The following is a 24,421-nucleotide window of genomic DNA, read 5'->3' on the forward strand; positions in this document are numbered from 1 at the left end:
TTCCCCCTTGAGCGCTTGCTCCTTCAATAATTTCATTTTTAGCTCTTAGTAATTGCTCATATAGGCGTTTAGTACATGTTTTAGATTTGCGAACACGCCAGATAATTGAATGTGAAGTCCCAGCTTTAACAGCAAGTTGATTCTGTCTACCAACTTGTGCTGATATCCAATCACACAGATCCTTAATATCTTCCTGCGATGCTTGTGGAACTTTTGGACCTGCTTTTACTGCCGGTTGTTTCTTTTCAACCTTTGGTATTTCTGTAGGCTGCTTAATATCCAAATGCTCTTTAAGCGGATGTTCTGTCCCATTCTTCACAGCAAATTGAACAGCTTTAAGCACACATAAATCATAAGGCGGACGACCATTACGCTGAGCTACTACAGCTAATTGTTCTCTGATTTCTGATAGAGTCATACCGCTTCTCCAAATAGGTCAGGCTGCATGTCTTTCTCGGTACCTGCTTGAGCAATACGTTCTTGTGCTATTTCGAAGTACTTCTGCTCTTGCTCAATCCCAATGAATGAACGACCTGTGTTTACACAAGCAACACCTGTGGTACCGCTACCCATTGTGTTGTCTAGAACTGTTTCACCTTCGTTTGTGTATGTGCGAATTAAGTACTCACAAAGAGCAACTGGCTTTTGTGTCGGATGGAAATTTGATTTCTGCTTATCGCTACTGAATAGCTGAACTGAACGTGGGTACCGCTCTGTTGAGTCATAAGATTTAATGTTTACTTGCTTGCCGTAGTGCTCTGATCCAATGTCTTTACGCTTAGCTGTCTTCCGTTCATGACCAAAGGTTTTCATTGGGTTGAACGTTGGTTTAGCCTTGTAAAACACGAGGATGTTTTCATGTGCACGTAATGGCTGGAATTTAGCATTAAAGAAGCCAGTAGCTGCCGGCTTTTCCCAAATCCACTCATAACGGAATAGTTTTAGGTTTGATGTTGCAAGTACAGCTGTGAATGGATGAGCAGCGAATAAAACAATCGCACCATTATCTTTAATAATTCGCTCGTACTGTTCCCAAAGTGGCTCAAACGGAATAACCGCATCCCAACTGCAACATGTAGTTCCATACGGCAAATCACAAAGAATCATGTCTACGGTACCCGTTTCAATTTCCTTCATGCGCTCGAGGCAATCGCCTAACATAAGATTATGTTTCACGCTGCACCTCTCTCTTCCACTGGAAATGACATGCCTACGAAACGACAAATATCTAAGCGATCCTGAACCTTTACAGATCCGCGCTTCCCGTGACGGTTTTTAGCAATGATTAATTCAGTTACACCTGTAGGTGCATTTGTCTCTTTTTCGAGTAATGGGTGGACCATGATAATTTGGTCTGCATCCTGTTCAATTTGACCTGAGTCTTTAAGGTCGCTTGCAACAGGTTTATGTCCTTCTGCTGCTCGGTTGAGTTGAGCTAATGCAATTACTGGACAATCAAACTCTTTAGCCATAGCTTTTAAATCACGGCTAATTGATGCAACTTCTTGAACGCGATCTTTTTTAGATGGGTCACGGATTAAACCCAAGTAGTCCACGATGATGCAGCCTAGAGCCTTGTATTTACGTTTTGCTTTACGCGCATAGCTTTGGATTTCAGAAATTGTTGGCTTCTGCTTCTCTTCAATAAAAATTGGAAGGTTGCGGAACTGAGCTATCGTGCCAGTAAGCTTTTCAAACATCCCGTCATAAATTTCCCCGTTGTGAAGATTGTTATATGGGATATGCCCTAATGCTGAGATCATGCGGTTGGTTAGGGTTGGTGTGTCCATCTCAGCAGAGATAAATAAAACAGGCATGTTGTAGCGCTTAGCAGTTTGCATTGCACACATCTGCGCGAGTGTTGACTTGCCACTACCCGGACGACCACCAATAACACAAAAATGTCCTTTCTCGATTGTGCCAAGAAGGTTATCTAAGTGAGGAATATTAAATTGAACTCCAATAAACCCTTTTTCTTCCTTCTGGGCGATTTTCTTCTCGAAACGTTCTAAAGTTTTTTCTAAGGCTTGATTGAAATCAAAACCAGTTTGCTTCTGTTCGATAGTGCTGCTTGAAGTGCTGAATAGATTCTCAGCCTCAAGGTAAATATCACTTACCGTTAAGTCTTTTGCTCTTCCAGCAATGGCTAGTCCAATGCCTTCAACTTCACGGTGATTTTTTAACTTTGTTAATTCAGCAACAAAGTATTCAAGGTGATGGACACTACCAATAGCGCTATTAAGTTGAATTAAATATTCTTCACCGCCGATATCGTTTAGCAGATTTCTTTCTTGAAGATGCTTGCCAACGAATACAGCGTCATATGGCATATCAGCATTTGATAACTCAACAATGGCGCGATAAATGATTTTGTGTCGTCCAGCGAAGAAATGTTCCTCAGTCAAATCGTTTGCAACTACTTCAAGTGAGTTGCTTGTTGTCATGAGTGCAACAAGAACACTCTGCTCAATAGAAATATTTTGGATATCAGAACTCATTACCAATCTCCATAATTAAGATCAGCATTTTTCATATCTGCTGGTGTTTGTTGTTGTGCAGAACCATTCAAAGTTTCAAATGCTGGCTTCCAGTTGTAACGACTAGCAAACCCAATCCACGATTCACTCAAAACAATACGAGCTGCATCATTAGTTGAAATCCCTGCATTGCAGCTTTCGTGGTAATGCTTGATCACAGCATCAAGAGTTAATGGTTTTTTAAGGGTCTTACGGTATTCATTGAATCGTTTAGCAACTTCAAGTTCTAAACCGATAGCGACAAGAGCTTCACATGGTTTCTTCCCTTTCAAGATTTTTTCAAGCTCAGCCGTGCTTAACTTACTATCTGTAGTAATCTCTGTAGTATTCTCTGTATATGTGTCACCCTCCAGGTGGGGAGGGTCTTCCCTGTAGGGTGGGAGGTCATGACTTTCAAGTGAGGAGGGTCCTACCGTAGAAGTTAGGAGGGTGGTCACTTCAAAGAGAACATGGGTAACTAATTCAATGAACAAAACATTGCTAAGTTTTTGACCATTTACATCTACAGAGCGGAAGTGACGCTTGATCACGCCGAACTTTTCAAGACGATCTAATGCTTCTTTAACTTGCTTCCTTGAGAACCCAAATTGATCTGCTAGACTCTGATATGAGCGTTGCAATAAATCAGCTTTGAATTTTTTCTTTACCGAAACGATATGCCCAGAATCTTCATCACGGACAATAGTCGGACGATGCCAATAAACAATTTCTGAAAGCAAAATGACCGCATTTGTATCGGGCTTTCCATTTTCCAATTTGAAAGTATTAAACCAATTAGCAGGAATGACATTGCCTTCAATATTGAGGCTGGCAATTTTGTCTACAACCGGATGACCTGTGGTGTATAAGCTCATACAACACCACCTTGCTTAAATTCCTTATACAGCTCATCAATTTCTTCAATGAAGAAACTATCTAAATCAGAGTCATATAAGCGTTTTAAAGCTCCATATCGATTTACAAACTCAGGGTACTTAGATTCGTACCACTGAATAAATTTAAAAGTGGTTTTACTCATCTAGTTCCCCTTCTCTACTGTTTCTGCTAATATTGAATGGTTCATTTGGTCCTTCTCCGATTGAACATTGAGCCTGATCCACGAAATCAGGCTTTTTTAATGTCTGCTGTTTCTGAGCGCACTGATAAATCTGAATGCAGCTCATGGTTTTTATCGCTCTCTGTTAAGCCGAAAATCTTTTGTTTAATCTTCGTCTCAGCTTTCAATTTTTGGAGATGAGGCTTGATTAACGTTTCGTACACATACTCACTTGCACCCTGTCCTGCTCGTAGCATTTCAGCCAATGAGGACAACTGTTCTTTGTGGTCTGTTGGCATATGGATGGTGATAGACGCATCCTTCTTTGGTTTACGTTTAGTCATGGTTTTTCCTAGGCAGTTAATGCTTGACGGTCAGCCTTTAGCTTTCCATTTGTTAATACTTCAAAGGCAGCTTGCGTTCTTGGTGGTATGCCTTCTTGCTCCCATTTGGTAATACCTGAGCGTGCTTTTTTGATTTTCTTGGCTAGTTGAGAGTTATTTTCTACACCGTAGAACTCCCTCAAATGCTCTACATTCATATTCAAATTCCTGAACATATTAATTCAACTTATTGAACAACATGTTCAAGCATTTGTCAAACTTCTTGTTCATAATTTTGAACATCTGATATAAGGTTTTGAACGATGGATAATTCTGTTTCTGATCGCATTCAATCTCGAATGGCTGAATTAAAGTTATCTCAAGCGGATTTAATGAGGCTCACTGGCGCTGCTAGAGGAACTGTTTCTGGTTGGGTAAATGGAAGTAATAATCCGAGCGCAAAGCACATTGAGGCGCTAGCAACCGCATTAAAAACAACATCCAGATGGATTCTTACTGGAAAAGAAAAACAAAATTTAACCAACTTCAACATGCAAGAATTTATGGATAAGCACGGCCTATCCAAGAAAGATGAATCATCATTTGATGTGAATGATATTCAAAGCGCGTCAGTAGTTGAGTATGGTGGGGATGATGGATTTATCTGGATTGATGTGGTAGAGGCAAGTTTTTCTTGTGGCACAGGAGAATCTATAGAGTTTCACTTTGATGTGATCAATGGAAAACAGCCATTCCCACCTAGTTTTTTTAAACAAAAAAATGTTCATCCTGATTGCATGCGCATCATCAAGGCTAAAGGCGACAGTATGGCGGACAAGATTGAGGATGGGGATTTGGTTGGCATTGATATATCCCAAACCGACATTATTGATGGTCAAATTTATGCTGTTTACTTTGAGGGTGAAGGCATGATTAAGCAGATTTTCAAGGAAGAAGGCGGGAAACTGATTCTGCACAGCCTAAATCCTAAATACAGAGATCGTGAAGTCACGGAGCAAAATGGATTGAATTTTAAAGTTATGGGTCGCCAATTTTGGCGTGCAGGTTAAAAAAGGAGAATGGAATTGGATAACGCAAAACTACCAATCAATCAGATTATTGCTCGCATCAATGATGCTGCTAAACATGGTGAAGCTTTGGTGCTAACCGCTGAAGAAGTAAAGATTCTTTCAAAAGATATCGGCGATAAGGTCTATATTCCTGTACTTACGAATGAACAAGTTGTTCAGTTGGTAAAGGAAGGAAAGCTTGGGCAGAAGATTAATAACACCAAAGATTAATAAACTGTGAACCCGACACAGTCTTTTAAATGTGGGGTATATCACTTATTAGATAGTAATATTTATTGATGTTTTAGTGTGTAATGTGTAGATTGCCAATAGTTTTTATAGTAGATATTGGGATTATGCAATATGTCTAATATTGAGCAAGATACACGTTTTATTGTTAACAATAATTTGATTAACAAGGGCTGGATCTTGGACATTCAAGATCCAAACAAAAATGTCTTTTTTGAATCAGATATCTTAAGAATTGTTAATAATGAGTTTCTCAAGAAAAGTAAAAAAAGACCCGATTATGTTCTTTTCGATTCACAAAATAAGCGGCCAATCGGTGTAATTGAAACGAAATCAGGTGGAAAAAGCTTAACAAAAGCACTGGATCAGGCAACCGAATATGCTGAAATGCTTGATGCACCTTTGATATTTGCAATGAATAATGGTTTCTGCGAAACACGGCATTTGTATACCCAAAAACCATTATTTATTGATGAAAATGAGGTTAATGAATTAATAAGAGTAAATGAAGCTAAAGAGTTCATATTGCAGGAAACAAATGGTATTTATATTACACCTAAAGAAATTTTAGTCTCTCGCAAAGAGTTAATTAATGTTTTCAAGAAGTTAAATAACTCACTAAGAGGTGAAGGTTTAAGAGCTGGTATAGAAAGGCTTTCAGAATTTGCAAACATTCTTTTTTTAAAATTGTATACAGAGAATGCTAATACAGGTATTTGGAATTCTCTCAAAAGTCTCGATAATGATTTGCTAATTAATACAACTAATAACATACTACAAGATATTGATAGACAATATGGTGCTTCTGTTTTTACAAATTTACAGCTAACCAACCCTGTTGCTGTTAAAGAGATGATCAAAGAGTTGGATAAGTTAAAACTCTCATCAATAGATACCGATATTAAAGGAGATGCTTTTGAGTATTTCTTACAGCAAGCTACAGCAACTAATAATGACTTAGGAGAATATTTTACTCCACGTCACATAACTAAAACCATTGTTAACTTAGTCAACCCTAAATATGGTGAAAAGATCTATGACCCTTTTTGTGGGACAGGTGGTTTTTTAACAGAGGCATTTGATCATATAAAAGATAACACTTTAATTGCAAACAATAGTAGTGAAGAAATCAAGCTTAAACATAATACTATTTTTGGAAGAGAAATTACCTCAAATGCAAAACTCGCAAAAATGAATATGATTCTGCATGGGGATGGGCATAGTGGAATTTGCCAGATAGACACACTTCAAAACCCTATTGAATCTGAATATGATGTGGTTATAACCAACATGCCATTTTCTCAAAAAACTTCTTATTCTCACTTATATGAGAATAAGTTAGCTAAAAACGATGGTGATGGAGTATGTGTTCTACATTGCTTTAAAGCAACAAAAAAAGGAGGGCGAATGGCATTAGTAGTACCTGAAGGCTTTCTTTTTAAAGCCGCTTTAGCTCCAGTAAGGAAGTATTTATTTGAAAACGCCCAACTAAAAGCAGTAGTTTCACTTCCAAAAGAAGTTTTTCTGCCATATGCAAAAGTTAAAACCAATATACTCTACTTTACCAACTGTCATAATGGTAGAACAAATTCTGACGTTTTTTACTACAATGTGACAAATGATGGCCTAAGTTTAGATTCTTTCCGTAGAAAAATTGACGAAAATGATTTAAAAAATTTAGATTTTGCTGATTTAAATAAGAGCGACTTTGATAAATATTATAATGAATTAGGTTTCTTAAAAGTTAATCCAGAATTAATCAGAAGCAATGATTATATTTATAATTATGCTCATTATAGTAATTCACATATAAAATCAAAATTCCCAACTATAAAACTAAAAGAACTCCTATCCTTGTCTGGCAAAGTCAAAGTGGGAGAGGATACAAATATACCTATTATGAGTATCACTATGGAACATGGCTTAATTGATCAGCATGAGAAATTTAAAAAACGAGTCGCAAGTTCTGATATTTCTGGGTATAAAAAGGTTTTTAAAAATGAACTTGTAATGGGGTTCCCTATAGATGAAGGTGTTCTAGGATTTCAAAAATATTACGATGCTGCTGCCGTAAGCCCAGCATACAAAATCTTTAGATTAAAACGAGAAGTTAATGTAGAATATTTGGATTTGATTTTGAGATCTAATTCTCTAAGAAAAATATACAAAAGTAAAATGCAAGGTAGTGTAGAGAGACGACGCAGTATTCCTGATGAAATGTTTTTGAATATTGAGATCCCGAATCCTCCTGAAGAGGTTAAAGATCAAATAGTAAAACAACATAAACTAATAAAGGAAATTGAGAATAGTCTCAAGGAAAATCAAAAAAAATTGCGTCTAAAGACAGAAGCATTATGGGAACTTCCTCAAAATTACAACTAACCCCCCTTCGAACCCACCACCACGGTGGGTTTTCTTTTGTCTATTAAAGCATGAATTCAGAATATTGAACATTTTTAATTAATTTATTGAACAAAGTATTGACATTAATGTTCAATTAGTTGAACATAACTCTACCGAATATTAAAAAGCCCTGAACAATCTTGGCGGATGCAGGGCTACTCAAAGAGTGAGATAAGTATGAATATAAAAGCCAACATAGTCAAATCTATGGGATTTGTAGGAGTAGTTAGTGCTCTAACTGCTGCTTATGCATTCACCCCAGCTAACAATGAACCTGTAACCGTTGTTGCTCCTTTCAAAGTTGAATCAATCGACCCTGAAAATGAACAGGCTGTACTTCAAACAACTAATGAAAAGTTCACCTTAGAAGTTGAATTTGATGCTCAGTATTCAATTGATGGTAACGGCTATCAATCATGGCGTGATGTTGAAATTAACGAGATTAAAGACATTCGCGTTTATGACGAAGATGGCGAGGTCTTAGCTTACGTTGATCGCTTGGACGTAGTTGAGATTAAAGATCTTATCGAATCAGGGATTAGAGAGCGCATTTAAGCGCTCCATGGTGAATGTCATGAATGCACATCCTGAAATTATCGAAGTATCAAGACTTCAAGCTCTTATTAAAGATTCTGTAAATGCCCTGCTCCCACTTTCTAGTGAGAAAGATACAGTCATCACTGATGGCGGCAATTGGATTCATCTTCGCTATGTAGGTCGCGGTACTGAGCAGATCCAATTAGAGCTAGGTGATCAGTTTTCTATTAAGACAAAAATCGCCTACTTAAGTGAGACGTTAAAAAGATTAGCAGAAATTAGAAATGAGTTGAGAGGTGGGTGATGGAGTGGATTAGTGTTGAAGAAAGGCTTCCAGCATTCCAAGAAGAAACAAGTATTTTATGCCTACTTAAAGATCAGCAAAAAGGGTTTTGGTATCCACGCCCTTACGCTCTTTTGATCGAAGTTGGCTGGTGGATACCACAAAAAGAAATATTTGTTTGCGATGGCGTTGAAGATGCGAAACACATCATTTCTCACTGGATGCCACTACCAGAACCACCAAAGAATTAGGAGAAGATTATGAATGCGCCAGCAAACGGAACACTTATTACTACACAGATTGCAAACGTTGCTGAAACTCTTGGCTTGGTTAATGTTAATCCACAAGAGTTAAAGGAAACACTGATTCAAACAGCTTTCCGTACTGAAACACCTGCAACTGATGCACAAATGGCTTCTCTTTTGATTGTTGCTGGTCAATACAAGCTGAACCCATGGACCAAAGAGATTTACGCTTTCCCAGATAAAAACAAAGGGATTATTCCAGTTGTTGGCGTAGATGGCTGGTCTAGAATCATTAACGGAAACTCTAATTTTAATGGTATGGAATTTAAGTTTTCAGAAAATATGGTTCAGATGGAAGGCGCGAAAGTTGCTGCACCTGAATGGGTTGAATGCATTATCTACCGTAAAGACCGTGACCACCCTACTGTTGTTCGCGAGTATTTAGCAGAGTGTTATCGTGCACCATTTAAGTCAAAAACTGGATATGTAGTTGAAGGACCATGGCAGAGTCACCCTTCTCGCTTCTTGCGCCACAAGGCAACTATTCAATGTGCTCGTTTGGCTTTTGGTTTTGTTGGTATTCATGATCAAGATGAAGCGGAACGTATTGCTGAAAGTGGACAACCTATTAAGGATGTGACTAGTGAAGTGCCAGAAGGCTACCAAGCCTTTGAAGATGAGCATTTGCCTACACTCAAATCAGAAGCTCAATACGGCACTGAACGCTTGCAAGCTGCTTATGTGGCAATTCCAAAGGGAAATCTTAAAAAGCACCTTTGGGAAGTTCACTCAATTAGCTTAAAAGAAATTGCTCAGTTTGCTGATCAAGCTTTACAGCGCCAAGGAGAAACCTATGAACATTCTCCAGCGTAGTGACAATTGGCATTCGGAACGCTGTGGCAAAGTCACAGCAAGCCGAGTAAAGGATTTAAATGCAAAGCCAAATAAAGGCAAAGCTTTAAATGCATTGGGTTTAATCATTCTAGCTGAGCGCCTAACTGGCGTTAAGAAGGAAATCTTCACAAACCAAGTTATGCAATGGGGTATCGATAACGAGCCTCATGCAATAGCAGCTTATGAAAATGAAACGGGTAACTTTGTAGTTGGAACAGGCCTAATAGATCACCCTTTCATTGAAATGTTTGGGGCTTCACCAGATGGGCTTGTGGGTGATAAAGGTCAAATTGAGGTTAAGTGCCCAGACACTACAACTCATTTGAATACCCTTCTGACTAAGCAAGTGCCTGATGAGCATATCCCTCAGATTACATGCCAATTGTCTTGTACTGGTCGTGAATGGTGTGACTTTGTGAGCTATGACCCACGTCTACCAGAAGGACTACAGATCATTATTATCCGCGTCTTTGCTAAAGACTTGGCGATAGAAGCATTAGAGCAAGATGTTCGCAAGTTCAACAAAGCTATAGATGACGCAATTAAAACATTGAAGGTGGCAGCATGACAGATTTGAATAAGGAACGAGAAGTTAATTTACGCTTTGAACAAGATGATGGTTTTGTTTGGGTGTTCGATGGTGATAGTCAATTTGGCACCGAAATAAGTCATTTAATGATGATGCATGCAGATGAATATAACGAAGATGAATTACGTGTTATTTGTAACCATGCGGCATGTGAAATTGGCAGACTTAGAGCAGAGCTAGAAAAAGCCAAAGCTCAGGCGGTGCCAGAATGGATTTCGGTTGATGATCGCATGCCTGAGCCATTACGAAATGTGATTGTTTTGATAGATGCAAACCCAGCTAAAAACCAAAACCAAATGGTGGCTCATTTTATTCCTAAGTTCACTGAAGAGTATCATGGTGATGATGATTGGTATGACTATGACGAAGATCGCGGCTGCGGTTATGTCAAAGAAGGATGGTATGCAAATACGGCTTACATTGGTGATGAGTATTCTAGTTATTTTATTGAGGAAAAAGTAACTCATTGGAAGCCACTAAAAGAAGCAAGCGAATCGGGAGCTGAACAATGAGCATAACTCTTAATGGTCACCAATTAAAAAGCCTTCTCGAATTTGTAAATCCAGATGGTGAAAATGATTTAGATCAACTTGAAACTGAACTAACTATTAAATTTTTTGAAGATGGGCACAGTGGCAAAGGCTATTACTTTTGGATGACCGAATATCCAGAGGAAGGTGCAATGAAGCTGGATATTGAATCGGGAGTAGAGGGATGAGTGAATTTAATTCTATCAAAGTTCGTTTAAAGCTCTCTATTGGCTTTGTTATAGGGAACCAAGAAGAGGATTTATTGCTAAGTGACTACATTTCAGAAGAAGAATGGAATGCGCTAGGCTTCTTTGAAAAGCAAGAATTTGTTGAAAAGGAAATCTTAAACGAATGGGCTAATGGGTACATTGAAAAAAGCGCCGAGGTGTTGGAATGAATGGTCTCGACTTTGAGCAACTTTATCTAATGGCCCTCATGAATAGCAAAAAGCCAAAGAACGTTTTGAATTGGGTTCATGTATCCAGACATGGGCCAGGTGCGACAAAAGCTACAGAAATTTGTGAATATTTTGGGATAGATCCAGAAGGCACTGATTTTAGAAAAGCGGAAAGTAAGGAGGGGTGAAATGTTATTGACTACTGATGAAGTTGAGCTAATCAAAACATGTGATGAAAGCCCTGAACAATATATTGCAGTTTTTCAAGGTCAACAGATTGGATATCTCCGATTAAGACATGGCGAATTTAGAGTTGATTATCCTGATTGTGGTGATGAGACCATTTTGTATTCTCAAGAGCCACAAGGCGATGGGTGTTTTGAAGAAGATGAACGTGATTATTTTTTGATGAAAGCTAGAGAAGCCATCGTTAAAAAGTTTAATGAGATGGAGGGGTGAATGGAAATTGATCGTCGTGTACGTGCTAAAGAGTTTATGATGCTAATGTCTATTGGCCGCACCAAATTCTATCGCATGATTAAGAATGGTGAAATTCCTCAACCTATCAAGGTAAGTGACAAAGAGGTATTTTGGCACGAATCTAGTGTTAAGAAAGTTGTCGAAAAACACAAAGATAATTCTGATATGATAGCCTGCTAATTGCAGGCTTTCTTTTAAGTCGAGTGTGTTTAAAAACGGGTAATTAAACGGGTAACACTCTAGCCATTTAGAATTTAATTGATCATTTTCAAAAGGTTAAGATGAACAAGATAGTTGTAAAGAAACATAATGGCGGAACCATCGCACAAAATAAGCGTGCCCGTCATGATTATTTTATCGAAGAAAAATTTGAAGCTGGCATGTCTTTACTCGGCTGGGAAGTAAAGTCTTTACGTGCCGGTCGTATGAGTTTGACAGAAAGTTATGTCATTTTTAAAAACGGTGAAGCATTTTTATTTGGTGCACAAATTCAACCGCTTCTTTCTGCATCTACACATATTGTGCCGGAGGCTACACGTACACGTAAATTATTATTATCTCGTCGTGAACTTGAAAAGCTTATGGGTGCAGTGAACCAAAAAGGTTATTCGTGCGTTCCATTAGCGTGTTACTGGAAAGGTCATCTGGTCAAGCTTGAAATTGCACTCGTGAAAGGTAAACAACTCCACGATAAACGTGCAACTGAAAAAGAACGTGACTGGCAACGTGATAAAGCCCGTATATTTCATAAATAATAGACTAAAAAGCCTCTATAAAGAGGCTTTTTTATTTTTTACTAATTTAATCTATATAAAAGTCCAGCAATATATTCACCAAACCATTTAGCAGTATCTAAATCACCTTGTGGCGGTGTAATTTCAACTGGTGCATTATCTGATTGAGTCATTAAACCTAAACAGCTCGATAAACGGTTTAAATCAGTTTCGGTATGGCCTGTTGTCATTAAAGGTAAACCTGACCAGAGCATGCCATGCTGCATCGCAAAAATATTAAGTTGTTGCAAAACCGCTAGCTTATCACCACTCAGGCCACCTGAATTTGCAAAACCCGCTGCTAATTTGCCTTGCCATAAACGATTTTTCCAACGTTTGGAGGTACTATCCATAAACTTTTTAAAGTCGGCAGTTACACTCCCCATATATGTTGGCGAGCCAAAAATAATACCCTGTGAGGCATCTAAAACATCCCAGTCAATGTGCTCAATATTCATCACATGTACTTTAACACCCATCACTTGTGCACCAGCAGCAATAGCAGATGCTACCTTTGCGGTATGACCATATGGACTGTGATAGACGATAGAGAGATGTTTTTCAGGCAAAGACATAAGCTTAATATTTTTAGCGATTTTTTGTATTTTATCATTTAATTAAAAGTTGCTAAACCGTGATCTAAGAATATCAAAAATTAGCTTTTAAGCAGTTTATTTAAGTAAATACTGAAAATACAAAAAATAAAAAACTCCCTTATATTATTTTTAAATTTAAATAACATAAGGGAGTAATATCACAACAATCGTACTTCTAAAATTAAATACGATTTTTATAAATTACATAAAAACAAAAGTTGCCATACGGCCAGTTTTAGCATCACGGCGGTAAGAGAAATACTCTTCTTGCTGTTGATATGAACATTGATCGCCGCCTAAAACTTGCTTAACACCAAGGCTTTGCAAAATAAAACGAGCAATCGCGTATAAATCTGCATGAAATTTATCTGGAGCTGCTCCATCAATAAATGCAGTTTCCAATTCAGGATATTTACTACAAAAAGCAGTTTTTACTTCGGCTCCAATTTCAAAACAAGGTTGACTAATCGCAGCTCCTAACCACGCCCAAGTTGGAGGGCTTTGCATTGCAGCAACTGTATTTTCAATAATACCACCCGCCAAACCTCGCCACCCTGCATGTAAGTTGGCAACTTCAGTGCCCTCTGCGTTACCAAGTACTACAGGCAAACAATCGGCTGTCATCATCATTAACGCATGACCTTTGGTTTGAGTAACCAATCCATCGCCAATTAATGCTGTAAAGGAAATTTGTTCATTTACCGTATGACAAATCGTACTATGCGTTTGGGTCATCCATGTCATTTTCTTAACACCAAACTGAGCAAATTCGTCTAAAAGCATCATTCGATGCTGCTGAACGCGTGCAGCTTCGTCTTTAACGTGTAAAGCAAGATTAAACCCAGTTAATTCGGTTTGGTCTGTTGGCAAAGCCAAAGGATGTTGAACACGTGTCTGCCCTACAAATACGCCTTGCGGTAAACCTTGAACAAATTCCATATGCATGTCCTTAATATGCAGCGTTTTCTGAACGTAGCACATTAACCAACTGAGTAAAATCTTCAGGCCAAGGTGCTTCAAATAACATTTCTTCACCAGTACGCGGATGTTTTAAACCCAACTTAGCTGCATGCAATGCTTGACGTTTGAAACCACGTAAAGTTTCAATGAGTAATTCAGATGCACCAGCAGGTACACGTACACGTTTCATATAAACCTGATCACCAAAAAAGCCGTAACCAATATAACTAAAATGCACACGAATCTGATGAGTTCGGCCTGTTTCAAGACGAGCTTGCACACGAGTAAAATCTTTAAAACGCTCTTTTACGTTGTAATGCGTCACTGCATCACGCCCACCCGGTAAAATCGCCATTTTCACACGGTCAACTGGGTGACGTTTAATTGGCTCATCAATCGTACCGCCAGCAATAATATTTCCATAAACAACTAAGTCATATACACGATAAACTGACTTATTTGCCAATTGTTTACTTAAAGAAAATTGCGCTTCTAGTGTTTTAGCAACAACTAATAGTCCACTGGTGTCTTTATCAATACGATGTACTAAACCCGCACGAGAAAGTTCTGCCAATTTTGGAAAATGATAAAGCAAGGCATTCACTAAAGTTCCAGAGGTATTACCTGCTCCTGGATGCACTACCATCCCTACTGGTTTATTAATGACTAAAATATCATCATCTTCATAAACAATATTAAGTGGAATGTTTTCAGGTTGACTCGTCGTCTGAGCTTCAAGCTCAACTTCGAGCGTAAGTAGCTCTGTCCCTTCACAACGATGCTTAGGTTTAACAATGTTACCATTCACCAACAGATGGCCATCCTTCAACCATTGCTTGAGCTTTTCACGCGAAAACTCACTCCACACCATGGCTGCAACTTGGTCGATACGTTGCCCTAAGTAGCTTTCATCTAACTGAACTTGCAACGATAAACGTGTTGCAGTTGTATCAGAAGTATGGTTATCTGCATCCTCAGAATCTTCAAGTAAATTGAAGTCGGTTTCAGAGAAGTTTGTGTTTGAAGATTGTGCTGAAGTCATTTGATCATTGAGATAAAAGTGGTTTAATAGCGCAATTGTAGCTCATTGCCCAACATAACAGAGGAGTTTTTATGTCGCTACCACGTTATAAAATTACGATGCTTGCCTTATCTCTAGGTGTAGCGTCTGCATTTGTGGGCTGTAGCAGCAATCCAAGTAAAAAAGAAGTGGTCGATACTGGCCCGCAATCTAGTGAACAAGCATATTTTGAAAAGGCCCAAAAATCTCTTGATCGTGGTCAATATCTTGAAGCTACTAAATCTTTAGAAGCGATTGACACCTATTATCCAACTGGACAATACGCGCAACAAGCACAACTCGAACTTCTCTATTCAAAATTTAAACAAAAAGATTATGAAGGGGCGATTGCTCTAGCTGAACGCTTTATTCGTTTAAATCCTCAGCATCCAAATGTAGATTATGCTTACTATGTACGTGGCGTATCTAACATGGAGCTGAACTATGACAGTTTATTGCGCTACACGTCTTTGCAACAATCACACCGTGACATCAGTTATTTAAAAGTTGCTTATCAAAACTTTGTTGATCTGATTCGCCGCTTCCCAAGCAGCCAATATTCTGTCGATGCAGCACAGCGTATGAAATTTATTGGTCAAGAGCTTGCTGAAAGCGAAATGAATGCCGCACGCTTTAACGTTAAACGTAAAGCATGGGTTGCAGCAGCTGAGCGTTCACAATGGGTAATTGAACACTATCCACAAACACCTCAAATACCAGAAGCATTAGCAACTTTGGCATATAGCTATGACCAGTTGGGTGACAAAGCAACTTCACAACAATACATTGAAGTTTTAAAGCTTAATTATCCTAGCCTTGTTAATAAAAATGGCACAGTAAACATGCGTGCTGCCCGTAAAGAAGGCAACTGGATTAACCGTGCTACCTTGGGTATTCTTGGCCGTGAATCTAAGTCTACAACACCTGATACTACGACTACTGAAACAGAACCTAAACGTAGTCTACTGAACCGTGTAAGCTTTGGTTTAATAGGTAATTCTGGCAAAGAAGAAGCTCAAGAAACAACAAAAGCACCGGTTGAGACTCCAAAAACTGAACGTAGCTGGACTAACCGTTTAAGCTTCGGTTTACTTGATAAGCCTGAAAAAGCAGCAGAAGGTGCAACCACTGCACCTGCAGCATCTTCAACTGAACCGGACGACGCTGCTCAATAAGTCATAACAGCTTAAAAATAACCAACAAACAGGCAAGTGATATGACTTGCCTGTTTGTTTTTATAAAATAGTAAAATATTTATCGGGCATATCTCGTTTCATCATGTCAGAATAATCTGACCTATCGCATCATTAGTTTAAACACGGTTATCTGAATTATGGCAATTCCACAGCATACGATTGATCAGATTCTAGATCGGACAGATATTGTCGATCTGATTGGTCAACGTGTGAAATTGAAAAAGACCGGACGAACATATTCTGGTTGTTGCCCTTTTCATCAAGAGAAAACCCCTTCTTTCCATGTTTATCGCGATAAACAGTACTATCATTGCTTCGGTTGCCAAGCAAACGGCAATGCCATCCGTTTCCTAATGGATATTGATAACCGAAACTTTATCGATGTAATGAAAGAGTTATCGAGCAATGCAGGTGTCGAATTACCCAAAGATAATACCGATAATAAAAAACTGTCTTATACACGCCAGGTTACCAAACCACCAGTTCCAGCAAAAACAGTTGTTGAACCCAGTACTCAAGCACCTATAGATGATCAGTACAATACACTTGAACCAGTGTATTTTGATGATCCTTTTGCACAGTTCGAACAACCATTTAATTTTGAGGAACCTGTACAAGAAGGTAATTTATACGACCTTCTAGAAAATGTTGCCCAGTTTTATGAACATCAATTACCGACTAGTCAAAAAGCTAAAAATTACTTTAAGCAACGTGGTTTAAGTGACCAGACTATTCAGTTCTGGCGTTTAGGTTATGCACCAGAAGACTGGCAACATCTAGAAAAAGCTTTCCCTTATGATATTGAGGGCTTAAAGCAACTTGGCCTCATCCGTTCAAGCGATAGTGGTCGTGACTTTGACCTTTTACGTGATCGTGTCATTTTTCCAATTCGAGACCCGAAGGGTCGTGTAGTTGGTTTTGGTGGTCGTGCACTCAATGACGAAATTAAACCTAAATACATCAACTCACCAGACTCAGAAGTTTTCCATAAAAACCAATTACTTTATGGTTTATATGAAGGTAGAAAATTAAAGTCTAACGACTGGTTAATGGTTGAAGGATATATGGATGTTATTGCTTTACAGCAATATGGTATTACAGGCGCTGTCGCGACTTTAGGAACGGCAAGTAATACAGAACACCTTAATATTTTATTTAAACAAAATAATCGAATTACAATCGCCTTTGACGGCGATATAGCAGGTCAAAAAGCAGCACGTCGAACTTTAGAAATTGCGTTACCACTTCTAAATGATGGACGTGAGCTTAAGTTCTTTGTATTGCCAAATGATCATGATCCAGATTCATTAATTCGACGTGAAGGCCTCGAAAACTTCCAAAGACTTTTACAGCAAGCGCCCCTGCTCTCTGACTTTGTTTTTGCACATCTTACTGGCCAACATGACATTAGTACGCCTGAGGGCAAAAGTCTTGTCATGGGCGAACTAAGAGAACTCACCGAGTTATTACCCAAACAGGGATCTTTCCGTTATCTATTAACCCAATCTTTCCGTGAAAAGTTAGGGTTAGGTAAGCGCTTTACCCCACAAATTAGTCATGATGCATCGTTATCTTTTAATATTCAGACAAAAGATGAAGACTTTGCTGTCGCAATTTTGATGCACCATCCGTTTCTTTATATTCATTTTGAAGGATTACGGGCTTATATTCCACAAGATGAGTTATTGGCTAAAATATTAGCAATTCTAAATCGTATATTTGATGAATTGCCTGATGACCAAGAGTTAGCGACATATTATGTGTTAGGTGCATGTAGCAGTTATTGCCATGAAATTGCAGATATTATGCAAAGAACTAATATTCAGGCATTAACTCAAGCACCAGAAGTAGCAGATAAACTCGCTAAAGAATATGCATTAGGCTTACAAGAAAGATATTTACGTCAAAAGCTAAAATCTAAAATTTCTTTAGTTGAGTCAAGAAACTTAAGACAACAACTCAATGAGCTCACCAAACAAATTAGCTTAAGATTATTGTCTTAACGTTTCGGTTTTCGCTCATGATCAAATACATCCTGTAGATGCTGTTGGAGCCACTCGAAATAATCAGGACTTTCTGCTTTAGCAGCTTCACGTAACAACATAGACGTTGGATGCATTAACTTTTGTGTTAAGCGGTGAGCAAATTCTTTGAGTACTTGCTCTGGATTGCCACCATGGTGCAATGCGTCTAAAGCATGAGCAAGTTCTTGCTGACTAATTTCTTCACTATGGTGGCGGTAAGCATGGATTGTGCTGCCTGCTTCTTTGACTTTTTGATGTGTAATCAATTGGGTGGCTAATTGATTCACCATCACCTCAGCTTCAACAGCTGCTTGACGGCGTTGGGCTAGGTTTTCATCAATTACACTTTGTAAGTCATCAACTCCGTATAGATATACGCCATCAAGTGATTCCACTTTAGGGTCAATATCGCGCGGTACAGCTAAATCAACCATTAACATTTGTTGATAACGGCGCTTTTTTAATGCCGTTTTGACATCTGCATACGCAATAACTTGATGCAAACTACCTGTACAACTTGAAACAACATCTGCACGGTATAAATTTTCTGATAAAGCTGAAAAATCAATAATCTCAACTTCAACTTGATGGGCAATTTCTTGAGCGAGCAGGTCAGCACGTTCACGGCTACGATTACAGATAATAATCTTGGCAACACCCATTTCCGCTAAGTGCTTGGCCACCAGACTATTCATTTCACCTGCTGCAACCACCATAACAGTGAGTTTTTCAGGTTTACTAAAGACTTGTAAGGCTAATTGTGCAACAGCATAACCCATTGAAACTGCATGACTACCTACAGCTGTTTCTGTACGCACACGTTTTGCCGCATAAAAAGCGTATTCAAATACACTGTTTAACTCAGGAGAAACCGTCTGCGCTTCTTTAGACAATGCTAGAGCATTTTTTACCTGCCCTAAAATTTGTGGTTCACCTAACATTAAGGAATCTAAACCACTTGCAACACGCATTAAATGTGTGATCGCTTGAGCATTCTCGTAACGATAAACATGATGAATTAACTGCTTTACATCAATATTATTGGCATCGGCTAACCATTTCAGAAGGCTTTCGGCATCTTCCGCCATGGCGTAGACTTCTGTACGGTTACAGGTTGAAACAACCACTAAGTCTTTTAAAGACTCATGATGGCGTTGCTCGGCAAGCAAATTACTTAATCGCTCTGCATTGAAAGCAATTTGCTCGCGGAGTTCTACAGAAGCTGTTTGATGGTTGACACCCAATGCAAAGAAAGACATATCAGATCATCATTTCGCTAAATTTATGCTATTGTGCAACATCGGTGTCATAAAAAGCATTACTTTGGATCAATAAAAATTGCGTCAAATGAATAGCCGTATTAATTTTAACGGTGCTTCGATAAGACAGTATTCTACCACATTCTTATTGTTAGGTAGCATGTCCTCATATGTCTATGCACGTCCGTTGCAAGAGACCTATGCCGTGCATTCATTTGATCAGGCTCTACAACAGAGTATGGTCGCTGAATTTGCCTTAGCTTATGACGATATTCCTACGGCACTGCATAATTACACCGTACTTGCAATTAGAAGCAACTCAACAACCATTAAACAGCGTGCCTTAGATGTTGCACTTGAATACAACGACTTACAAGCTGCACTGAATATCGCAACACATTGGGTCGTTCAAGAGCCTAAAGATGTCCCTGCTTTGTTTTATTTATCGCATATTGCATTAAAAACACATGAATATCAGCTTGCTGCTGAAACTTTGGATAAAATTTTAAAAATAGATCCAACTGCCGATCTTGAACAAATTTTGGCAAGTATTGCACCCGAAAATGCACAAGATCGAGAAGTTTTATTAACCGCTTTACGTTCAAGTGCAGAAAAGGAAAATCCTTCTATTTTAGCGCTTATCGCTAATCTGGAAGCACAAAATGGCCAATTAGAACCAGCACTAAACACCATTAATCGTGCACTACGCCGTCGTCCTAAAGTAACCAGTTTTATCTTAATGAAAGCCAACCTGTTGATTGCCCTAAGTGATCAAGAAGGTGCTTTAAAATGGTATGCAAAATCCAGCCGTAAATATAAGAAAAATCTAGATATTCGATTAGCTGAAGTGCGATATCTCATTCAGATTAATCAGCCCCAGCTTGCTCTTGAAAAATTAGAAAAAATTATTGAGAGCAATCCTCGTGCTGAAGAAGCATTATTTATTGCGGGCTTAACCAGTATTGACCTGAAGCAATATGATAAAGCTGAACAATATTTAGTTGATTTACGCAACTCTGCAAAGTATCAAAATGAAGCGTATTACTACTTAGCAATCAATGCTGAACGAAAACAGCACTATGAGACTGCTAAAGCCTATTACCGTTTAGTAGATGGTAGTCTTTACATTGTTTCCAGACGTAATCTTATTGCGATTTATGATAAGCAAGAAAATTTACATGATGCATTACGTTTTTTAACTCAAGAACGAGTCAATTATCCGCAGCATGCAAGCTTTCTCTATCAAGCTCAAGCTGAAATTTTAAAGAAGATGGGCAATAAAAAAGCTGCATTAAATTTATTAGATGAAGCGATCAAAAACTTACCAGATGATCCAGAACTCATCTATGCAGAAGTTTTATTATTAGACCCTTATACCGACCGCGACAAACTTGATAAAACACTGAAGCAATTATTACAGTTAGAACCGAATAGTCCGACTTATCTAAATGCTTATGCGTATACGTTGGCTTTACAAAACCGTAGATTAAAAGAAGCACGACAGTATGCTGAACAAGCATTGGAATATGCACCTGAGCAAGCCTCAATTCTTGATACGCTAGGCTATATTGCATTTTTACAAAATGATTATGAAGCAGCAGCGGAAGCTTTAGGCAAAGCATATGAACTCAGCCATAACATAAATATTGGCATTCGTTACGCTAAAGCATTGTATATGCAAGGATCGTTAACTCAATTTAGTACCGTGTTACAACAACTGAAACAAAAGCACGCGAATGATCCACAATTGCATCAGCTTGATGCGTTAATTTTACCTACATCTGTAAAAAAGAGTTAAATTTATGAGCAAACTTGCCCAACTGTGCACAGCGATCTGTGGATCAAGTGTATTATTCTTAACCGGTTGTCAGCATTTTACTCAGCCTAAACCCGCAGTTACCCACCAAGTACAAGATGAAAAACACTTCAATTTGCAAGGTAAAATTGGAGTGCGTACCCCCCAACAAAGTGGGAGTGCTTTTTTCACATGGATTCAACAGCAAGATAATTTTGATATCGAGTTAAGTGGAATTTTAGGTGTTGGAAAAACACAAATTCAGGGAAAACCGGGTGAAGTCACTCTAAACAGCGCTAAAACTGGCGTTATTACAGCAGCATCTCCTGAAGAGCTTTTAGAGCGTGCAACTGGTTGGCAAGCCCCCATTACTCATTTAACCAGCTGGATTTTAGCGAAACCTGCAACTTTAAATGCCCAAATTAGCAAAGATAATGCAAACCGTGTGAGCCAACTCATCGAAGATGGTTGGACGGTTAATTTTAGTTATGATGGTGAACAAACTTTACCAAATAAACTGGTTTTAAAGCAGGCGCTTGCTGAAGATAAAGAAAACCGTATTACAATGGTTATCCAAAACCGTTAAGTCTAACTATATAAATCTATGATTCGAGTTCCTTCTCCAGCCAAGCTCAACCTGTTTTTACATATAACGGGACGTCGTGAAAATGGTTACCATGAATTACAAACCATTTTTCAACTCATTGATTTATATGACTGGATGACTTTTTCCCCTATTGAGAAAGATGAAATCCAGATTGAAGGTTTAGGTGAGGTTCAACTTGAGCAGAATCTGATTTATCGGGCTGCTCAAATATTAAAACCGCATGCAAAAAAATTGTGTGGCCTACACATTAGCATTGAAAAAAATATTCCAATGGGTGCAGGTCTAGGCGGAGGTTCTTCGAATGCCGCCACAACGCTCATTGTTTTAAATCAATTATGGCAATGTGGCCTAACTCAGACAGAGCTTGCTGACTATGGTGTAAAACTTGGTGCTGATGTTCCTATTTTTATTTATGGTAAAAATGCATGGGCTGAAGGTATTGGTGAACATTTAACATTCATAGACTTAGATCAAAAACAGTTCATTATTTTAAAACCTGATTGTTTTATCAGCACTCAATTGCTTTTTTCACAAAAAACATTGACAAGAGACACTAAGACCACTAAATTTTGCGCCTATCAGTTAGAACCTTCTAATTTTGGAAATAACTTTGAGCCTTTGGCTAGAAAGTTATACCCTGAAGTTGAAGAAGCAATGCAATATCTTGATCAATTTGGTCATGCAAAGCTTACAGGTACAGGTGCTTGTGTTTTTACTGAAGTAACCAATGAAATGAATGTTGATGACATTCTTAAACATGCACCATGTAAAGCTTACTTGGTACGTAGTTTAAAAGAATCTCCTTTACATCATTTTAAAGTTGCAAGTTAGGGGCGTCGCCAAGTGGTAAGGCAGCGGGTTTTGATCTCGCCATCCGTTGGTTCGAATCCAGCCGCCCCTGCCAATTTCACCTGTAATGATGATTATATTAGGGGCGTCGCCAAGTGGTAAGGCAGCGGGTTTTGATCTCGCCATCCGTTGGTTCGAATCCAGCCGCCCCTGCCATCATATATATCATCGAATTTAGGGGCGTCGCCAAGTGGTAAGGCAGCGGGTTTTGATCTCGCCATCCGTTGGTTCGAATCCAGCCGCCCCTGCCATTCTTCTTATTTTAAAGACAGACTTAATTGCCTTGCTTTTTGTTGATTATTCTTGACATTGCATTGCAAAAATATTAAAGTTCTGCCGCATTAGGGGCGTCGCCAAGTGGTAAGGCAGCGGGTTTTGATCTCGCCATCCGTTGGTTCGAATCCAGCCGCCCCTGCCATTCTTCTTATTTTAAAGACAGACTTAATTGCCTTGCTTTTTGTTGATTATTCTTGACATTGCATTGCAAAAATATTAAAGTTCTGCCGCATTAGGGGCGTCGCCAAGTGGTAAGGCAGCGGGTTTTGATCTCGCCATCCGTTGGTTCGAATCCAGCCGCCCCTGCCATCTATTTCATTACATACCAACCGCCAAGGGTGCTTCATGCCCAATCTTGTCGTTTTTAGTGGAAATGCTCATCCACAGTTCGCTCAAAAAGTCGTAAGTCACTTACATATCCCTCTAGGTGCTGCATCAGTCGGTCACTTTTCTGATGGAGAAATTTCAGTAGAAATTACTGAAAATGTTCGTGGTAAAGACGTATTTATCGTTCAGCCTACTTGTGCGCCTACCAATGATAACCTTATGGAAATCTTGGTTATGGCAGATGCTTTGCGTCGTGCAAGTGCTGGTCGTATTACCGCTGTTATTCCTTATTTTGGTTATGCTCGCCAAGACCGTCGTCCACGTTCTGCACGTGTGCCGATTACAGCTAAAGTTGTTGCAGACATGCTTACCACTGTTGGTATTGATCGTGTCGTAATGATTGATTTACATGCTGACCAAATCCAAGGTTTCTTCGATATTCCAGTCGACAACATCTACGGTACTCCTGCTTTGCTTGCTGACTTACGTCAACAACAACATGATAACCTTATGGTGGTTTCTCCTGACGTTGGTGGTGTAGTACGTGCTCGTGCTGTTGCCAAACATATGGGTGACATCGATTTAGCAATTATCGACAAACGTCGTCAAAAAGCCAACGAATCGCAAGTTATGCATTTGATTGGTGATGTAAAAGATCGTGATTGCGTTATTGTAGATGACATGGTTGATACTGCTGGTACATTGTGTAAAGCAGCTGATGCACTTAAGCAATTTGGTGCACGTCGTGTTGTTGCATATGCAACTCACCCTGTACTTTCAGGTAAAGCAATTGAGAACTTACGTAACTCAGTAATTGATGAGTTAGTCGTAACTGACACAATTCCTCTTTCTGAAGAAGCATTGAACTTGGGCAAAATCCGTCAAGTTTCTGTTGCTAGCATGGTTGCTGAAACGATTCGTCGTATTAATAACGAAGAGTCTATCAGCGCGATGTTCGATAGTTTATAATATTGCAGCTTTTTCTTAACCCTGGCCTTGGCTGGGGTTTTCTATCACTAAACTGGTCGCAAGTTTAGTTTATTTAATCTTTAATGAGGATTTATCTCATGGCAAACTTCGTATTCAACGCTCAAGCGCGTGCTGAAGACAAACAAGGGAAAGGTGC

At 38.9% G+C, this 24,421-nt stretch carries 32 protein-coding genes and 5 tRNA genes; 26 read left to right on the plus strand and 11 right to left on the minus strand.

Translation table 11 applies throughout. The features are described from left to right. The 7 genes from J671_RS21690 to J671_RS21715 all read right to left on the minus strand — a co-directional run. The coding region (locus J671_RS21690) for a hypothetical protein (protein ID WP_031983440.1) at positions 1–418 on the minus strand (418 nt) is incomplete at its 3' end. Next, the gene (locus tag J671_RS21695) at positions 415–1,161 is read right to left on the minus strand and encodes a DNA-methyltransferase (RefSeq protein ID WP_031983441.1); all 747 of its coding nucleotides are present in this window, start codon (positions 1,159–1,161) and stop codon (positions 415–417) included. The genes J671_RS21695 and J671_RS21690, both read right to left, overlap by 4 nt. 11 nt (positions 1,162–1,172) lie before the next feature. After that, complete coding sequence (locus J671_RS21700; protein ID WP_031983442.1) at positions 1,173–2,498, minus strand: replicative DNA helicase; 1,326 nt, start codon at positions 2,496–2,498, stop codon at positions 1,173–1,175. Further along, positions 2,498–3,391, minus strand: a complete 894-nt coding sequence (locus J671_RS21705; RefSeq protein WP_031983443.1) for a GntR family transcriptional regulator — start codon at positions 3,389–3,391, stop codon at positions 2,498–2,500. The genes J671_RS21700 and J671_RS21705 overlap by 1 nt, the downstream gene beginning before the upstream one ends. Next, a complete protein-coding gene (locus J671_RS26005) occupies positions 3,388–3,555 on the minus strand; it encodes a hypothetical protein (RefSeq protein WP_000047869.1) in 168 nt (55 codons plus the stop codon). The genes J671_RS21705 and J671_RS26005 overlap by 4 nt, the downstream gene beginning before the upstream one ends. Positions 3,556–3,641: 86 nt before the next feature. Further along, a complete protein-coding gene (locus tag J671_RS21710; protein ID WP_002052638.1) occupies positions 3,642–3,917 on the minus strand; it encodes a hypothetical protein in 276 nt (91 codons plus the stop codon). A gap of 8 nt (positions 3,918–3,925) precedes the next feature. After that, entirely contained in the window at positions 3,926–4,114 is a 189-nt protein-coding gene (locus J671_RS21715; protein ID WP_001100147.1) for a hypothetical protein, read from the minus strand. Positions 4,115–4,219: 105 nt separating this feature from the next. Between J671_RS21715 and J671_RS21720 the strand changes: the two genes are divergently transcribed. The 15 genes from J671_RS21720 (at position 4,220) to smpB (ending at position 12,328) form a co-directional block, all read left to right on the plus strand. After that, entirely contained in the window at positions 4,220–4,966 is a 747-nt protein-coding gene (locus J671_RS21720; protein WP_031975139.1) for a S24 family peptidase, read from the plus strand. A 15-nt stretch (positions 4,967–4,981) separates the two neighbouring features. Continuing rightward, a complete protein-coding gene (locus J671_RS21725) occupies positions 4,982–5,197 on the plus strand; it encodes a hypothetical protein (RefSeq protein WP_031983445.1) in 216 nt (71 codons plus the stop codon). Positions 5,198–5,329: 132 nt separating this feature from the next. Continuing rightward, the gene (locus tag J671_RS21730; RefSeq protein ID WP_000065151.1) at positions 5,330–7,597 is read left to right on the plus strand and encodes an N-6 DNA methylase; all 2,268 of its coding nucleotides are present in this window, start codon (positions 5,330–5,332) and stop codon (positions 7,595–7,597) included. 228 nt (positions 7,598–7,825) lie between these two features. Continuing rightward, entirely contained in the window at positions 7,826–8,173 is a 348-nt protein-coding gene (locus J671_RS21735) for a hypothetical protein (RefSeq protein WP_228132363.1), read from the plus strand. A gap of 19 nt (positions 8,174–8,192) precedes the next feature. Continuing rightward, a complete protein-coding gene (locus J671_RS21740) occupies positions 8,193–8,459 on the plus strand; it encodes a hypothetical protein (protein WP_000991219.1) in 267 nt (88 codons plus the stop codon). Beyond that, positions 8,459–8,689 carry a DUF551 domain-containing protein gene (locus J671_RS21745; protein ID WP_000454829.1) on the plus strand — a complete coding sequence of 77 codons (231 nt, stop codon included), beginning with the start codon at positions 8,459–8,461 and terminating at the stop codon, positions 8,687–8,689. The genes J671_RS21740 and J671_RS21745 overlap by 1 nt, the downstream gene beginning before the upstream one ends. Before the next feature lie 9 nt (positions 8,690–8,698). Beyond that, the gene (bet, locus tag J671_RS21750) at positions 8,699–9,556 is read left to right on the plus strand and encodes a phage recombination protein Bet (RefSeq protein WP_031983449.1); all 858 of its coding nucleotides are present in this window, start codon (positions 8,699–8,701) and stop codon (positions 9,554–9,556) included. Next, on the plus strand, positions 9,537–10,145 hold the full coding sequence (locus J671_RS21755; RefSeq protein ID WP_031983450.1) for a lambda exonuclease family protein: 609 nt from the start codon (positions 9,537–9,539) through the stop codon (positions 10,143–10,145). The genes bet and J671_RS21755 overlap by 20 nt, the downstream gene beginning before the upstream one ends. Beyond that, positions 10,142–10,678 carry a DUF551 domain-containing protein gene (locus J671_RS21760; protein WP_031983451.1) on the plus strand — a complete coding sequence of 179 codons (537 nt, stop codon included), beginning with the start codon at positions 10,142–10,144 and terminating at the stop codon, positions 10,676–10,678. The genes J671_RS21755 and J671_RS21760 overlap by 4 nt, the downstream gene beginning before the upstream one ends. Then, positions 10,675–10,884, plus strand: coding sequence for a hypothetical protein (locus J671_RS21765; RefSeq protein WP_017816605.1), 210 nt, complete (start codon positions 10,675–10,677; stop codon positions 10,882–10,884). The genes J671_RS21760 and J671_RS21765 overlap by 4 nt, the downstream gene beginning before the upstream one ends. Then, positions 10,881–11,093, plus strand: a complete 213-nt coding sequence (locus J671_RS21770; RefSeq protein ID WP_001288768.1) for a hypothetical protein — start codon at positions 10,881–10,883, stop codon at positions 11,091–11,093. Before J671_RS21765 ends, J671_RS21770 begins: the two co-directional genes overlap by 4 nt. Further along, the gene (locus J671_RS21775) at positions 11,090–11,281 is read left to right on the plus strand and encodes a hypothetical protein (RefSeq protein ID WP_017816604.1); all 192 of its coding nucleotides are present in this window, start codon (positions 11,090–11,092) and stop codon (positions 11,279–11,281) included. The genes J671_RS21770 and J671_RS21775 overlap by 4 nt, the downstream gene beginning before the upstream one ends. A 1-nt stretch (position 11,282) precedes the next feature. Continuing rightward, positions 11,283–11,552, plus strand: a complete 270-nt coding sequence (locus J671_RS21780; protein ID WP_017816603.1) for a hypothetical protein — start codon at positions 11,283–11,285, stop codon at positions 11,550–11,552. Next, a complete protein-coding gene (locus tag J671_RS21785; protein ID WP_000401870.1) occupies positions 11,553–11,753 on the plus strand; it encodes a helix-turn-helix transcriptional regulator in 201 nt (66 codons plus the stop codon). 101 nt (positions 11,754–11,854) lie between these two features. Continuing rightward, positions 11,855–12,328, plus strand: coding sequence for an SsrA-binding protein SmpB (smpB, locus tag J671_RS21790; RefSeq protein ID WP_001033994.1), 474 nt, complete (start codon positions 11,855–11,857; stop codon positions 12,326–12,328). Between the two features lie 41 nt (positions 12,329–12,369). Here smpB and J671_RS21795 read toward each other — a convergent pair whose 3' ends face one another. From J671_RS21795 to rluD, 3 genes are all read right to left on the minus strand, one after another. Continuing rightward, positions 12,370–12,921: a flavodoxin family protein gene (locus J671_RS21795; protein ID WP_004710280.1), complete on the minus strand. Its 552-nt coding sequence runs from the start codon at positions 12,919–12,921 to the stop codon at positions 12,370–12,372. A gap of 222 nt (positions 12,922–13,143) precedes the next feature. After that, positions 13,144–13,881, minus strand: a complete 738-nt coding sequence (gene pgeF / locus J671_RS21800; RefSeq protein ID WP_031983452.1) for a peptidoglycan editing factor PgeF — start codon at positions 13,879–13,881, stop codon at positions 13,144–13,146. A gap of 10 nt (positions 13,882–13,891) precedes the next feature. Further along, positions 13,892–14,944, minus strand: a complete 1,053-nt coding sequence (gene rluD / locus J671_RS21805) for a 23S rRNA pseudouridine(1911/1915/1917) synthase RluD (RefSeq protein WP_031983453.1) — start codon at positions 14,942–14,944, stop codon at positions 13,892–13,894. Positions 14,945–15,015: 71 nt separating this feature from the next. Between rluD and J671_RS21810 the strand changes: the two genes are divergently transcribed. Both J671_RS21810 and J671_RS21815 read left to right on the plus strand, forming a co-directional pair. Further along, a complete protein-coding gene (locus J671_RS21810; protein WP_004888487.1) occupies positions 15,016–16,137 on the plus strand; it encodes an outer membrane protein assembly factor BamD in 1,122 nt (373 codons plus the stop codon). Between the two features lie 158 nt (positions 16,138–16,295). Further along, positions 16,296–18,161, plus strand: coding sequence for a DNA primase (locus tag J671_RS21815; RefSeq protein ID WP_031983454.1), 1,866 nt, complete (start codon positions 16,296–16,298; stop codon positions 18,159–18,161). Here J671_RS21815 and hemA read toward each other — a convergent pair. Then, the gene (gene hemA / locus J671_RS21820; protein WP_002050406.1) at positions 18,158–19,441 is read right to left on the minus strand and encodes a glutamyl-tRNA reductase; all 1,284 of its coding nucleotides are present in this window, start codon (positions 19,439–19,441) and stop codon (positions 18,158–18,160) included. The two genes, J671_RS21815 and hemA, sit on opposite strands and share 4 nt — an antisense overlap. 88 nt (positions 19,442–19,529) lie before the next feature. Here hemA and J671_RS21825 point away from each other — a divergent pair, with 88 nt between their 5' ends. The 9 genes from J671_RS21825 (at position 19,530) to J671_RS21860 (ending at position 24,264) form a co-directional block, all read left to right on the plus strand. Continuing rightward, a complete protein-coding gene (locus J671_RS21825) occupies positions 19,530–21,239 on the plus strand; it encodes a tetratricopeptide repeat protein (RefSeq protein WP_004888494.1) in 1,710 nt (569 codons plus the stop codon). 4 nt (positions 21,240–21,243) lie between these two features. After that, on the plus strand, positions 21,244–21,822 hold the full coding sequence (gene lolB, locus J671_RS21830; RefSeq protein WP_031983456.1) for a lipoprotein insertase outer membrane protein LolB: 579 nt from the start codon (positions 21,244–21,246) through the stop codon (positions 21,820–21,822). Positions 21,823–21,840: 18 nt separating this feature from the next. Beyond that, entirely contained in the window at positions 21,841–22,674 is an 834-nt protein-coding gene (gene ispE / locus J671_RS21835; RefSeq protein WP_006581578.1) for a 4-(cytidine 5'-diphospho)-2-C-methyl-D-erythritol kinase, read from the plus strand. Next, a tRNA-Gln gene (locus J671_RS0105010) sits at positions 22,673–22,747 on the plus strand. Before ispE ends, J671_RS0105010 begins: the two co-directional genes overlap by 2 nt. Before the next feature lie 26 nt (positions 22,748–22,773). Further along, positions 22,774–22,848, plus strand: a tRNA-Gln gene (locus J671_RS21840). A 20-nt stretch (positions 22,849–22,868) separates the two neighbouring features. Then, a tRNA-Gln gene (locus tag J671_RS21845) sits at positions 22,869–22,943 on the plus strand. A gap of 92 nt (positions 22,944–23,035) precedes the next feature. After that, positions 23,036–23,110, plus strand: a tRNA-Gln gene (locus J671_RS21850). Between the two features lie 92 nt (positions 23,111–23,202). Next, positions 23,203–23,277 (plus strand) — tRNA-Gln (locus J671_RS21855). Positions 23,278–23,313: 36 nt separating this feature from the next. Beyond that, a complete protein-coding gene (locus tag J671_RS21860) occupies positions 23,314–24,264 on the plus strand; it encodes a ribose-phosphate pyrophosphokinase (RefSeq protein WP_031982366.1) in 951 nt (316 codons plus the stop codon). Positions 24,265–24,421: the final 157 nt, after the last annotated feature.

Source organism: Acinetobacter sp. 1130196 (genome assembly GCF_000588095.1).
GTDB classification, from domain to species: Bacteria; Pseudomonadota; Gammaproteobacteria; order Pseudomonadales; family Moraxellaceae; genus Acinetobacter; species Acinetobacter nosocomialis.